At 70.6% G+C, this 13,149-nt stretch carries 11 protein-coding genes; 6 read left to right on the top strand and 5 right to left on the bottom strand.

Going from position 1 to position 13,149, the window contains the following annotated elements; all coding sequences use genetic code 11:
* Positions 1-49 precede the first annotated feature (49 nt).
* The 5 genes from EWV37_RS03215 to EWV37_RS03195 are packed head-to-tail and all read left to right on the top strand — an operon-like array spanning position 50 to position 6,317.
* Complete coding sequence (locus EWV37_RS03215; RefSeq protein ID WP_064845610.1) at positions 50-304, top strand: acyl carrier protein; 255 nt, start codon at positions 50-52, stop codon at positions 302-304.
* Positions 297-1,502, top strand: coding sequence for an acyl-CoA dehydrogenase family protein (locus tag EWV37_RS03210; protein ID WP_098053639.1), 1,206 nt, complete (start codon positions 297-299; stop codon positions 1,500-1,502). Before EWV37_RS03215 ends, EWV37_RS03210 begins: the two co-directional genes overlap by 8 nt.
* Positions 1,499-2,440 carry a class-II aminoacyl-tRNA synthetase family protein gene (locus EWV37_RS03205; RefSeq protein WP_129699751.1) on the top strand — a complete coding sequence of 314 codons (942 nt, stop codon included), beginning with the start codon at positions 1,499-1,501 and terminating at the stop codon, positions 2,438-2,440. The genes EWV37_RS03210 and EWV37_RS03205 overlap by 4 nt, the downstream gene beginning before the upstream one ends.
* Entirely contained in the window at positions 2,437-3,546 is a 1,110-nt protein-coding gene (locus tag EWV37_RS03200) for a DUF1839 family protein (RefSeq protein WP_129699749.1), read from the top strand. Before EWV37_RS03205 ends, EWV37_RS03200 begins: the two co-directional genes overlap by 4 nt.
* Positions 3,547-3,551: 5 nt before the next feature.
* Positions 3,552-6,317, top strand: a complete 2,766-nt coding sequence (locus tag EWV37_RS03195; protein ID WP_238663033.1) for a glycoside hydrolase family 2 protein — start codon at positions 3,552-3,554, stop codon at positions 6,315-6,317.
* A 162-nt stretch (positions 6,318-6,479) separates the two neighbouring features.
* On the opposite strand, the gene EWV37_RS03190 is transcribed toward EWV37_RS03195, so the two are convergent.
* Complete coding sequence (locus EWV37_RS03190) at positions 6,480-8,231, bottom strand: alpha/beta hydrolase (protein WP_129699745.1); 1,752 nt, start codon at positions 8,229-8,231, stop codon at positions 6,480-6,482.
* Between the two features lie 215 nt (positions 8,232-8,446).
* Positions 8,447-9,400, bottom strand: coding sequence for a serine/threonine-protein kinase (locus EWV37_RS03185; protein WP_238663032.1), 954 nt, complete (start codon positions 9,398-9,400; stop codon positions 8,447-8,449).
* A gap of 124 nt (positions 9,401-9,524) precedes the next feature.
* Here EWV37_RS03185 and rlmC point away from each other — a divergent pair, with 124 nt between their 5' ends.
* Positions 9,525-10,664 carry a 23S rRNA (uracil(747)-C(5))-methyltransferase RlmC gene (rlmC, locus tag EWV37_RS03180; RefSeq protein WP_129699743.1) on the top strand — a complete coding sequence of 380 codons (1,140 nt, stop codon included), beginning with the start codon at positions 9,525-9,527 and terminating at the stop codon, positions 10,662-10,664.
* 167 nt (positions 10,665-10,831) lie between these two features.
* On the opposite strand, the gene EWV37_RS03175 is transcribed toward rlmC, so the two are convergent.
* The 3 genes from EWV37_RS03175 to EWV37_RS15460 form a co-directional block, all read right to left on the bottom strand.
* A complete protein-coding gene (locus tag EWV37_RS03175; RefSeq protein WP_231885481.1) occupies positions 10,832-11,362 on the bottom strand; it encodes a gluconokinase in 531 nt (176 codons plus the stop codon).
* A gap of 5 nt (positions 11,363-11,367) precedes the next feature.
* Positions 11,368-12,597, bottom strand: coding sequence for a D-mannonate dehydratase ManD (gene manD, locus EWV37_RS03170; RefSeq protein ID WP_129699741.1), 1,230 nt, complete (start codon positions 12,595-12,597; stop codon positions 11,368-11,370).
* A 164-nt stretch (positions 12,598-12,761) separates the two neighbouring features.
* Positions 12,762-13,100 (bottom strand): MFS transporter, encoded by a 339-nt coding sequence (locus tag EWV37_RS15460; RefSeq protein ID WP_420843744.1) that lies wholly within the window; start codon positions 13,098-13,100, stop codon positions 12,762-12,764.
* Positions 13,101-13,149 lie beyond the last annotated feature (49 nt).

The raw sequence follows: 13,149 nt of genomic DNA, 5'->3' as shown, positions 1-13,149 counted from the left end.
GGGGCGCGGACATCGAAAACCACCACATCAACCGAAAGAGGTTCACCCCATGGATTCCACCGCCATCGAGACCACCGTCCGCTCCGTGCTGGGCCAGCACGGGAAGCTGTCCGAGGACGCCGGGACGATCGCCGCGGATGCGGACCTGTACCGCGCAGGCATGACCTCCCACGCGTCCGTGAACGTGATGCTGGGCCTGGAGGACGAGTTCGACATCGAGTTTCCCGAGGAGCGCCTGACCAAGGCCACGTTCACGTCCATCAACTCCATCACCGAGGCCGTGGAGGCGATCAACAATGACTGATCATGCAGTATTGACCGACACCCCGCAGCGAGGTGCCGAGGACACCGACCGGGCCGAGCGGGTCGCCGCGCGCGCGGAGGCCGTGGCCGCCGTGGCGCGCGAGTTCGCGGACGCGGTGGACTCGGAGTCCCGGTTCCCGCGGGAGGCCATCGAGGAGGCCCGCGCCCAGGGCCTGTTGGCCGCGCCGATCCCGGAGGCGGACGGCGGGCTGGGCTACAGCATCACCGAGCTGTGCCGGATGCTCGAGCGCGTGGGTCGGGAGTGCACCTCCACGGCCATGATCCTGGCCATGCACCACTCCCAGGTGCTGTGCCTCACCCGCCACGCGGACACCGACTTCCTGCGGGACTACACCCGCCGTGTGGCCGCCGAGGGGCTGTTGTTGGCCTCCGCCACGACCGAGGCCCAGATCGGCGGGGACACCCGCAATTCCACGTGCGCCGTGCGCCCGATCGAGGACGGCCGGGTGGCCCTGCACAAGAGCTGCCCCGTGATCTCCTACGGTGCGTACGCGGACGCGATCCTGGTAACCGCGCGGCGCAGCGAGGACGCGGCGTCGAGCGACCAGGTGCTGTTGGTGGTCGAGGCCGAGAACCTGCAGCTGGACCGCCAGCGTGGCTGGGACGCCCTGGGGATGCGGGGCACGTGCTCCGAGTCCTTCGAGCTGGACGCCACCACGCCCGCGGACGCCATGTTCACGGTGCTGTTCGAGACGATCTCCGCGCAGACCATGCTCCCGGCGGCCCACTGCCTGTGGGCCTCCGCGTGGTTGGGCATGGCTACCCAGGCCGGGCTCACCGCCCGGTCCGTGGTGCAGAAGGCCGCGCGTAAGACCCCGGGGACCACACCGCCGTCCGCGCTGCGACTCGCGGAACTCGAGGTGCAGCTGCAGTCCATGACGGACGTGGTGCGTGCGAGCGTGGCCCGCTACGAGGCCGCGTGGGACGATCCGGCCGTGACCGAGTCCATGCAGTTCGCGATCGCCATGAACACCCTCAAGGTCTCGGGCGCGGAAGCAGTGCGCCGGATCGTGGGGGACGCCATGGTGATCGTGGGCATCACCGCTTTCGCCAATCGTTCGCCCGTGAGCCTGGCCCGGTTGTACCGGGACAGCATCGGGCCCTCGGTCATGGTCAACAACGACCGCATCCTGCTCCACACCGCCACACTCCAACTCGTTTCCAGGGGGCAACGATGAGCGCCACGGACACCACACAGGACCTCTCCCAGCTGCAGGACACCTTCCGCGAGGGCCTCGAGGCCCACGGCTGGTTCCTGCCCACCCTCGGGAACGGCGTGATTGGGCTCGGTCCGCAGGCCGAGGACGTCGTGCAGGGCATCGCCGCGGCGGCCCGCAAGGTCGCGGCGCGGCTGTCCCCGGACGCCGGCACGCGCCGGTTGCGCTTCCCACCGGTCAACGGGACCCGGTTGCTCGAGCGCACCGACTACGTCGCGTCCTTCCCGCAACTACTCGGGACCATCTCCGCGTTCGAGGGCGACAACAAGGCCCACCGTAAGCTGCTCGCCACGTACGAGGAGCACGGTGACTGGTCCGCCCAGCTCACCCCGGCCGGCCACGCGCTGGTCCCCGCGGTGTGCCACCCCTTGTACGCGTACCTTGAGGGCTCGCAGGTGGACGGCTCGGTGTTCGAGCTCGTGGGCGAGTGTTACCGCCACGAGCCCAGCCCGGACCCCATGCGTTTCGTGACCTTCCGGATGTTCGAGGCGGTCTGCCTGGGCACGCCGCAGGAGGCCCGGGAGCACCGCGAGAAGTGGCTCGAGGCGGGGACCAACCTGCTGAGCTCCCTGGGGCTCGAGGTCCAGGCGGACACCGCCAACGACCCGTTCTTCGGCCGCGCGGGCAAGTTGCTCAGCGCGGGTCAGCGTGAGGCGCAGCTGAAGTTCGAGATCCTCACGGAGGTCTACCCGGGCCACCCCACGGCGATCGCCTCGGCGAACCTGCACGAGGACCACTTCGGCGAGGCTTTCAGCATGCACACCGCCGACGGTGCCGTGGCCCACTCCGCGTGCTTCGGCTTCGGTCTGGAGCGGGTGGCCCTGGCCCTGGCCATGCGCCACGGTTTCGACACCGCCGCGTGGCCCGCGACCGTGCGTCAGGAACTGGGGTTGCCATGACCGCCGTGACCGTGAACCACGGTGGGTCGGCGGGTACCGCGTCCGTGCGGGAGCCCTTCGGCCACGAGGTCCTGGCCGTGCGCGGGTGCGAGTCGCTCACCGTGGCGAACGCACCGCGCTCCGTCCTGCACGACCCGGCGGAACCGTGGTCACCCACGAACTGCTACATGGACGTGTGGATCGGTCTCACCGCGACCCTCGGGTTGGACCCGCTGCCCATGCTCGGGGCCGCGTTCAGCGCGGACTTCCTGGGGGACCAGTGGGAGTTCCTCAAGCCCCGGCAGGAGGACCTCGAGACGCTCTACGGCCTCACGGTAGGGGAGTATGACACGTGGCGGCCCCTGGCCGAACACGTGCAGCTGGTGATGTCCCGCGGGGACGCCCTGATCGTGGAGGTGGACGCCTACCACCTCCCGGACACCGAGGGCGTGTCCTACGGGCGGGCCCATACCAAGACGTCCATCGTGCCGTTGCGCCTGGATCCGGTCGCGGGGGAACTCGTCTACCTGCACAACGACGGTGTCCACGTGCTGCACGGGGAGGACCTCGACAACGCGCTGGGCACGGGTGTGGGTTCCGGGTGGGTCCCGTACCCGTACGTGGAACTCGTGCGCCTGGACGGCATCCGGTCCCTGGCGCCCGAGGCGCTGTGGCAGCGCGCCGTCGAGACCGCGCGGGGGCACGTGCGCCGCGCCCCGGACGCCGGGACGGGCAATACCGCGCACCCCGATCCGGCGGCCGACCGGCTCGTGGCCGCGATCCGGGAGCACGTCCCGGTGCTCGCCGAGCGGGGTATGGAGTACTTCCACCAGTACTCGTTCGCGACGACGCGCCAGGCCGGTCTCACGTCCGGGCTCGCCGCCCACGCGTGCCGGTACCTGTCCCGCGGTGCGCAGGAGTGGCCGAGCGACTTGGACGCGGAGCAGCTGATCGAGGCCGCCGAGCAGTTCGACGCCGCCGCCGGCGCCGCCAAGGCCCTGCAGTTCAAGCTCGCCCGGGCGGCCTCGGGCAGGACACCGCGCATCGAGTCGTCCGCGGAGGCGTTCGTGGCCGGGCACACCGCGGGCATGCGCGCGGTGCGTGAGGCCCTGGGCCTGGGGGAGTGACCGGGGTGCGCGACGCCGCGTGGACGCTCCGGCGCCTCGACCCGTCGCAGGACCCGGGCGATGCCCTCGCTCGTGGGATTCCCGCGCGGGTCCCGGGGACGGTGTCCGGTGCCCTGCGGGACGCCCTCGGGGAGGACCGCGTGGCCACCGTGCTGGCCACTGACGGTCCCGACACCGTGTGGGAGTACCGCACCCGGGTCACCACCGCCGGTGGTCAGCACCGGTTCATGTCCACGGGCGTGGCCACCGTGGCGCAGCTGCTGGTCGCGGACCGGGTCGTGCACGAGTCCCACAGTGCCTTCGCACCGTGGGACGTGATCGTGGAGCTGCCGTCCGGGCCGTGTGAGATCGCCCTGCGGGTCCTGCCCCTGGCGTCTGTGAGCGTGCCGCGCAAGCCGCGCGCCCGCTGGTTGTCGCCGCTCGTGTCCGACCGCTCCCTGCGGTGGCGCCGCACCCCGCTGATCGGCTCGATCGACTGGCCCGGTGCGCTGCCCGTCCTGGGTCCGTGGGGCGGCCTGCGCGCTGTCCCACTTCCTTCTTCCGCCGACGACGACACTCCCCACCCCTCGCTCGGACTCGTACCGCGCGCGGTGCGCACGCGGGTCGGGGAGGACGGTAGCGGCGTCGTGACCGTGGAACTCGGCCCGACCACGGGTACGACCCCGGATCTTTACGCGGACACGGCCGGGAGCGCGGGCGCGGCCGCGGAGCTGGCGTGCGTCGGATGCTCAGCGGACCCGGATGTTTTGGTGGCCCGCGGCGCTGCGGTGGAACATGCGCGTGAAACCGTACACATCACCGTGGAGCCTCCCTATGAGGTGGACGCGCAGCCGGTGACCGCCGAGTGCGTCGTGACCGCGTCCGATGCCACATCGCGCGAAACGTTCACCGTGGACGTGGCCGTGCCCGACCCCGCGCTGTGGTGGCCGCACGGGATGGGCGAGCAACCGCTGTACCGGGTGCGGGTGCGCACCGGGCAGGGGGAATGCACGTACGCCGTGGGGTTCCGGTCGGTGTGTGCCGAACCGCGGGACCGGGACCATCGCGGTTTGGCCCTGCGGATCAATGACGTCCCCGTGTTCGCGAGGGGTGCCGTGTGGGCCGGTGCGGACCCCTTCGAGGTGGCCGCGGACCCGCAGCGCACCCGCGACGTGCTGGAACGCCTGCACGCGGGCGGCAGCACCATGATCCGCGTCCCGGGAACGGCGTGCTACGAGACCGAGGACTTCCACCGCGCGTGCGACGAGCTGGGTCTCATGGTCTGGCAAGACGTGGCCCTGGGGCCTCAGGACCCGCCGGACGATCCCGAGTGGCGCGCCGGGCTGCGCCACGAGGTCCGATACCTCGCCTCACGGTTGGCCTCTCATCCGTCCACGGTCGTGATCTCCGGGGGCACCGAGGTCATCCAGGCCCCCGTGCTCGCGGGCCGGCCCGCCGAGCAGTGGCGCACGGACGTGGTCCTGCGGGACGTTCCCCGCGCGGTCGGGGAGGCCGATGCGGACGTGGTGGTCGTCCCGTCCTCTCCGTGCTCGGACGCGGACCTGGACGCCGCGCAGCACGCGTACGAGACGGGCGAGGCCTCGGGGGAGCGGGCGTCGTCGTCGGTGCCGACCGTCGCTCCCACGGACGCGGCCGATGGCGTGTCCCACTACTTCGGGGTGGGGGCCTACGGGCGACCGCTCGAGGACGCGGTGACCCGCGGGGTGCGGTTCGCTGCGGAGGCGCTGGCCTTCGCGGTGCCGCCGGAACCCGCCGCGGTGCGGGAGCAATTCGGGACGGACGGTCCGCTGGACGATGGGGATTCCGCGGACGCGTGGCGCGCCGGTGTGGCCCACGATCCGGGGGCGGAATGGACCTTCGAGGACACCACCGCGATCTATGTCCACCGACTGTTCCTGGACCGGGACAGCGATCCGGACGCCGGTCTGGCGACCCCGGGGCAGCCCGCGTCCGACGGCGCAGGGACGGGTCACGTCGAGCGCCTCGAGTACGAGCGCGCCGCGCTCGCCCACGTGTTCCAGCGGACTTTCGCCCAGTGGCGTAGCGAGGAGTCGCCGTGCCGGGGAGCGCTCGTGCTCTCGGCGCTGTCCATGGCCGCGGGGCCCGGGTGGGGTGTCCTGGATGCTTCCGGGCGGCCCACCGCCGCGTGGTACGGGATGCGCCGGGCGTGCGCGCCCGTGGCCGTGTCCTTCCTCCCCGCCGGCGGCGACGGACTACCCGTCCATGTCTGGAACGACGGCCCGACCCCGCTCACGGCCACACTGCGACTGACCGTGGCCACGGTGCACGGCGGCTGCCAGCAACCCCTCGACATCCCGGTCACGGTGCCCGCGCGCGGCGAGACCGTGATCCGCGCGGACCTCGCGGACGGTACGTTCCGGGACCTCGACCACGCGTACGGTTTCGGCGAGCGGGAGTACGACGCCGTGTCCGCCCAGCTCGTGAACCCCTCCGGTCGCGTGCTCGCCCGGGACGTCCACCTGACCGGCGGACCGCGACGCAACGATGCACCCGATCCGGGACTCGACGCTCACTGGGTCAGGACGGAACAGGGGGAGTGGTCGGTGGCCGTGACGGCGTTCGGACTTGCGCGATTCGTGGCCCTGGACCTGCCCCGCGGGGCCGTGGCCGAGGACGGCTACGTCCATGTACTCCCGGGTGAGACGGTGCACGTTCCGGTCAGCGGAGCCCTCGCCGACGAGGGCCGTGCGGCCGCGCGGGTGCGGGCGCTGGGCGTCCCATCGGTACCGGTGGGCGCCGAGTCCGAGTAGCCGACGATCTCTCAACGGGCCGGGTGAAGCGTCACCTCATGACGGCCCCATGAGCCGTATCGACGAGAGAGCCCCGCACGTGCTGGTAACGCCACCCGTGCGGGGCTCCTGAGTCATTTGCCGGCGGCTGTCATCGGCCCGCTGTCCCGTACGCGCCGCGGTTCACACCTCGGGCACGTACGCCAGGACGTAATCCACCATCCGGCGGCACGATTCCGTGGCGAACAGCGAGTGGTCCAACGGGTCCAGGACGGTGAGCGTGCTGCGCGGGCCCAGGCGCTGGGGTGTGACCCCGCAGTGCTTGGCATCGGCGGGTCCGAAGACCGCGTCCACCGTGAGTCCGGGGATCTTGGCGAGCCGGCGCAGCGTGGGCTGCGGGACGTCGATGACCCCCACCCCGGCCGCGAGCGCATTGACCCGAGGTGACGCGTTGCGGGCGCGGTGACGGGTGCCGCGTACCACGGTGCGCGCCGTCGTCCCCACGTAGGCGTTGAGCCCGGCCAGGACGGCATCCCAGCGGGAGCCGGCGGGTGCGTCGTCGGCGGCGGGAGCGGACGACGGCGCTGCCGCCGCCTCATCCTGCCCGGGCAGGGTAGGGGCCAGGGGGCCGCCGCGCAGGCCCTGGCGCCAGTAGCGCCACGGTGCCCGCTGCCACGCGACGTTGTTGATGACCATAAGCGTGAGTCGTTCGCTCACGGTTGCGGGCAGTTCGTGGGCCGAGGCCACCAGGCCCCACGCGCCCAGACAGATGCCCGCCCCCAGGAGCGGACCGTCCGTGAGTTCGCTCAGGTGCATCACGAGTTCCCGGGACTCGGTGAGCGTGTGGTGCGCGTACGGGTTGGAGTCCTGCGTGATGTCCGAGCGCACGAGCTCGCCGGTGTCGGAGCGTTCGGCAAGCAAGCACACGGCGCCGCGCGCGGACGCGAGCAGCGCGGTGCGCAGCCACAGACCGCCGGAGGCCTCCATGACCTCCGAACCCGGGGAGATGAACGCCAGCCCGGGGGCGTCGTGGTCGCGGGTCACCGGCTCGGTGATGATGGCCGGGCGTCGGGCGGCCCCGCTGGTCGAGCGCCGCAGCACCACGGATGTCCCGGCCACGTCCACGGTGATCTCTTGCTCGGGGACCAGGCCGTCCCCGCCGGGACGAGCGGTGTCATCCGGCGTCGTCCCGGCCGGGGCGGCGTCCAGCGCGGTGCGCACGGTGGCGATCAGACGGGCGGGGACGGCAGCCGCGCGGGGGTGCACGTTGATCGGGAGTGCGCCTGCTTCTTCGTCGGACAGGATGCGGATCCGACGATCGGGACCGTCCGCGGGCTCGGGAAGCGCCTTGAGCGCGGCCGCGCCGTGCGAGGACAGCTGCAGGTTCATCAGTTCCGTGCCCTCGCTCACGCGGGGCGGTAGGTCGGGCCCGCCCATGCGGCGCAGCGCGCTCTGGTGGCGCACCCACTGCTTACCGGACACGGGGGCCAGCACCAGCCGGGAGGCCCAGCCATGATCCTCGGTGGCGGCGAGCACGGTGCCGCCCAGGCTGAAGCCCACCCCGTGGACGGGGCCGTGGGAGCTCGCCCAATCGCGGACGGTGGTCAGGTCGTCGACCCACAGTCCGGCGTCCACGGCTTCCTCGGCGGTGGGGCTCTGACCGGTCCCGGACCAGTCGAGGCGCACCACACGCCACCCGTGAGCGGCCAGCGCCCGGGCCGTGTGGATCATGCTGCGGGTCAGGGTCACGCGATCGCGTCCCGGGGACCCCACGATGATGACGGTCTCGCCGCGCTCGGTGGCCGTGGGTTCGTGCACGTCCACCGCGATCCACCGGTTCCCGGCAGGCACCCACCCGTGGCGTACGGAGTCCTCCTCGCGAACGCGTGAGCGGTGGCCGGGCCTGGAACGGCGCAGCTGCGAGTACGTGAGCATGAATGATCCCCCAAGTAATACGTGTCTCCGCCGCGGGCGTCCGGTTCTTCCCCAAGAACCTCGGCGCGCTTGCCCCCTGACGAACTTTTGCCCAGACTAACCATTTTCCCCGGGACGGGCGGAGTGAACTGTGCAAAAGCATACGCCTTTGGCACGTGATTCCGGGGTTCCCGAGGGGAAATGCCTGCCCTCCCTTTAGGGGGTACTTAGGGCAGTTACCGGGTTTTCGCGGGGTCCCGCAGGTCGATCCCGAAGACCCGCTTCACCGCGGTGGTCACGTGGCGGCCATAGCGCTGCGAGGACGGCGTCGAGGAGAACGGCAGGAACCTACCGGGGACGTCCGGGTGGGTGATCTTCCCGTGGGTGGGCCCGGACGTGGTGACCTCGAAGCCCGCCCCGCGCAACCGTTCGAGCAGTTCCCTGCGGTTGGTGGGATAGCGGGTGCCGCTGCCCCCGGGTTTCGCGCCGGTGTGCTCGAGGGAGTCGGGGGTGTCCGCCCAGGTCTCGTCCGGGCGCCGGGCGATCGCCCACCCGCTGCGGTAGATCCCCACCACGCGGTGCTCCGCCCGGGTCACCTGCACGCACAGCCGGCCGCGCACGTAGTAGTCGGTGCGCCCGAGGTCCGCGGTCCAGGTGTCCTCGGGGTCCGCCACGACGGCTTGCAGCGCGCTCTCGCTCACGTCCCACACGCCCTGTACGACGACGCCGTCCGCGGGTACCTCGAGCGCCGGGGCCCCCGACAGATCGGAGTCCACGGTGTAGAACGCACGCTCGGGGGCAGTGGTGTCGGGGGTGATGCCCGCGCGCAACAGGCGAACGAACTCCGCGAGCTGCGGGTCCACCGTGAGCTCGCGTGGTGCTTCGGACGCGATGGGTGTGGTGGGTTCCCCGGCGGGGACCGTGCGCGGCCCGGGGCCCGGTTTGGGTGCCCCGCCCGCGGCAGGAACAGCACGGGTGCCGTCCGCGCCGGGAACTGTTCGGGGCCCGGGACCTGACCGAGGCGTCCCGTCCGGCGCTGCTCCGGCCCGAGGTTCGGAGTCATCGCCGACGGCGTCCGCGTCCCCTTGCCGCTCGGAAGGGCGCCACGAGGTGTAGTCCACCGGGCGGACGCCCAGTGCGGGGTCCTTGCGGCCGCGCATCGCGGCGGGGGAGGGGTGTGGGGTGCTCATGGCAGGTCCTCGGGCGGAAGGGGCGGTGTCCGTGCCACGCTGTCACGATACCGCCGGGATTACCAGCGTGCGGGCGGCCCGAGCGGGGAAGGGGCGCGTGCGGCGTCGTCGTAGAATCGAGCGGGTGGAATGCGGATATTACGACCGGGACCTGTGCCGATCCTGCACGGTGATCGAGGTACCCTACGCGCGGCAGCTCGCTCGCAAACAACAGCTCGTGCGCGACCTCGTGGACTCACACGGTGAGCCGCGGTGGCTCGAGCCGGTTGCGTCCGTGGAGGCGGGGTTCCGCAACAAGGCCAAGATGGTCGTGGCCGGGAAGGTCGGCGCACCGACCCTAGGCATCCTGGACCGCGGGGGCCGCGGGATCGACCTGCGCGACTGCCCGCTCTACCCCGAACCCTTGACGCGCGCGATCCACGCGCTCGCCGAGTTCATCGCGCGGGTGCGGCTGTTGCCGTACGACGTGGCCAAGCGGCGCGGCGAGCTCAAACACCTGATCGTCACGGGGAACCCGGACGGGCGGCTCATGATCCGGTTCGTGCTGCGCAGCACCGGGCAGCTGGCCAAGATCCGGGACAACACGGATCTGCTGCGCGAGCTCGTGCCGCACGCGGACGTGCTCTCCGTGAACATCCAGCCCGAGCACAAGGCCGTGATCGAGGGCGCCGAGGAGATCCTGCTCTCGCGGCAGGGCGAGCTGATCATGCCGGTCAACGGCATCGACCTGCGAGTCCGGCCGCGCTCGTTCTTCCAGACGAACACACGGGTCACGGAGCAGCTGTACCGCCAGGTCGCGGACTGGGTGGACGCGGTGGACCCGGCGAGCGTGTGGGACCTGTACTGCGGGGTCGGGGGTTTCGCGCTGCATGTCGCTGCTCCCACGCGCGAGGTCGTGGGCACCGAGATCTCCGCCGAGGCCGTGGCCTCCGCCCGGGACACCGCCCGCGCCATGGGGCTACCGGATGAGGGTCCGGGCTCCGTGCGTTTCCTCGCCGACGACGCCGCCGCGACCCCCGCGGATCTGCCCGGCACCCCGGAGCTCGCGATCGTCAACCCGCCCCGCCGCGGGCTGGAAGCGTCCCTGTGTGCGTGGCTCGAGAACTCATCGGTGGATCATGTCGTGTACTCGTCGTGCAACGCCACGACGCTCGCGCGGGACCTGGGCCGGATGCCGTCCTTGCGGCCCGTGGAAGCACGACTGCTGGACATGTTCCCCCACACCGGACACTACGAGGTCGCGGTCCTGCTGCGCAGAGGGTGAGGGGCGGGACTACCGGTTCGATGCCGGCGACCCGACGAGGCTGACGACGGCGCCGGGCCCGGCGCCGTCGTCCCGGGTCGCGGACGGGCACGCGCATCGAAGAAGCGTCCCGGGGTGCCCTGTCGAGCACCCTGGGACGCTTCGGATGCTTACCGCGAAGGCGTGGACTACGAGTTCGCCGCCGCGATGGCCCGCAGCTTGGTCACTGCCTCGTTCACCATGTCCGGCACGGACTGATCGATGTCGAGCTTGTAGCCGCCCTCCTCCTGCGCGAGCGGCTCGAGGGTGTCCAGCTGGGACTGCAACAGCGTGGCCGGCATGAAGTGCCCGCTGCGGCCCTCGATCCGCCGGGTCAGCACCGCCACGGACCCGTCCAGGTGCAGGAACAACGCCGACGGCGCTTGCGAGCGGATCCGTTCCCGGTACTTGCGCTTGAGCGCGGAGCACGCGATCACCATGCCCTCGTGCTGTTCACCCCGCTCGTGCAGTGTGCGGCCCACGATCTCGAGCCAGGGCCAGCGGTCGTCGTCGTCGAGCGGCGTGCCCGAGGCCATTTTCTGGACGTTCTCGATGGGGTGCAGGCTGTCCCCGTCGACGAAGTCCACACCCAGCTCGTGGGCCACGAGCGTGCCGATCGTGGTCTTGCCCGACCCCGAGACGCCCATGACCACCACGAGCGGTGCGATGTCCGTGCTCACCCCGCTCACCGGTCGTGCACCGTGCCGTCGGTGAGGCGGTTGTAGGGCAGGTGCGCGGTGGTGTACTCGTACTTCTCCGCCTCATCCTCGTAGATCTCCACGCCCAGGCCCGGGGTGTCGGAGGGGTGCAGCAGACCGTTCTCGAACGTCATGTGCTGATGGAAGACCTGGTTGGTCTTCTCCGAGTGAGGCATGTACTCCTGCAGGCCGAAGTTGTGGATGGCCATGCCCACGTGCAGCTGCGCCGCGAAGCCCACGGGGGAGACGTCCGTGGAGCCGTGGAAGCCGGACTTGACCTGGTACATCGCGGCGTAGTCCATGACCTTCTTCAGCGGGGAGATCCCGCCGAAGTGCGTGGACGCGCAGCGCACGTAGTCGATCAGCTGTTCGGAGATCAGGTCCTTGATGTCCCAGATCGTGTTGAAGACCTTGCCGATGGCGAGCGGCTGCGTGGTGTGCTGACGCACCAGCCGCAGGGCCTCCTGGTTCTCCGCCGGGGTGCAGTCCTCGAGCCAGAACAGGTCGTAGGGCTCGAGCGACTTGCCGAGCTTGGCGGCCTGGATGGGAGTCATGCGGTGGTGGCCGTCGTGCAACAGGGGCAGCTCCGGGCCGAACTCGTTGCGCACGGCCTCGAAGACGGACGGAATGTGGCGCAGGTACGCGCGGGTGTCCCAGTTCTCCTCCGCGGGCAGCGCGGCACGCTGTGCCGGCTGGTAGTCGGAGCGCTCGCCGGAGGCCTGCGGCTGGGCGGCCACGCCGTACAGCGCGGTGATCCCCGGGACCGAGGACTGCACGCGGATCGCGGTGTAGCCGTGCTCCTGCTCGGAGCGGATCGAGTCGAAGATCTCCTCGGTGTCCCGCCCGGAGGCGTGGCCGTACGTGGACAGCCCGCGGCGGGAGGCGCCACCGAGCAGCTGGTACACCGGCATGCCGGCCACCTTGCCCTTGATGTCCCACAGGGCCATGTCCACCGCGGCGATCGCGGCCATGGTCACGGGGCCGCGGCGCCAGTAGCCGGAGCGGTAGAGGAACTGCCAGGTGTCCTCGATGTTCGCGGGGTGACGGTCGATCAGTAGCGGCACGATGTGGTCGGACAGGTACGTGGCGACAGACAGCTCGCGGCCGTTCAGGGTGGCGTCACCGATGCCGGTGACGCCCTCGTCGGTGGTGATCTTCAGCGTCACGAAGTTGCGGGTGGGGCTGGTCACGATGACCTTGGCCGAGGTGATCTTCATGGATTTATCCTCTCGTGGATTCGTCAATGTGTGTTGTCGCCGCGGCAGCGCGGCGGGAACTGATTACTTCTTCTTGGTTTCCTCGAAGGGATCCACCTGCGGCAGCATGCCTGTTTCTTGGCGAATCTTGATCTGTTCCATGATGCCCGTGTGAGCTTTTTCGGTCAGCGGTACTTGATCATGATGGCGGTGGCGATGAGAGCCAGAATTGCGGGGACGTAGCCGGCGGCGAACTGGATCCCGCCAATGGCTTCGGCCGTTTGGTCTGTCGCTCCGGAGACATAACCGCCAATGGAAAGGGCCCAGCCTGCGAGAGCGCCACCGATTGCCTGGCCGCACTTACGTGTGAACGAGACGACAGCGTAAATGGAACCTTCGGAACGAACACCGGTCTTCCACTCGCCGTACTCGACGGTGTCGGCTTCGAGTGCAAAGACCACAACGTTGTTGCCCAGCACACCGAGTAGCGCGATCATCAGTCCTACGAATCCCAGCCAGACCATCTCGCGGGGAATACTGGAGACGATGACATCGCCTAGGTGTTGTGGGTCA

It is taken from the genome of Kocuria carniphila (assembly GCF_004136555.1).
Lineage (GTDB): Bacteria > Actinomycetota > Actinomycetes > Actinomycetales > Micrococcaceae > Kocuria > Kocuria carniphila.
The sequence above is the reverse complement of the archived record's forward strand: the minus strand, read 5'-3'. Positions and strand labels throughout refer to the sequence as shown.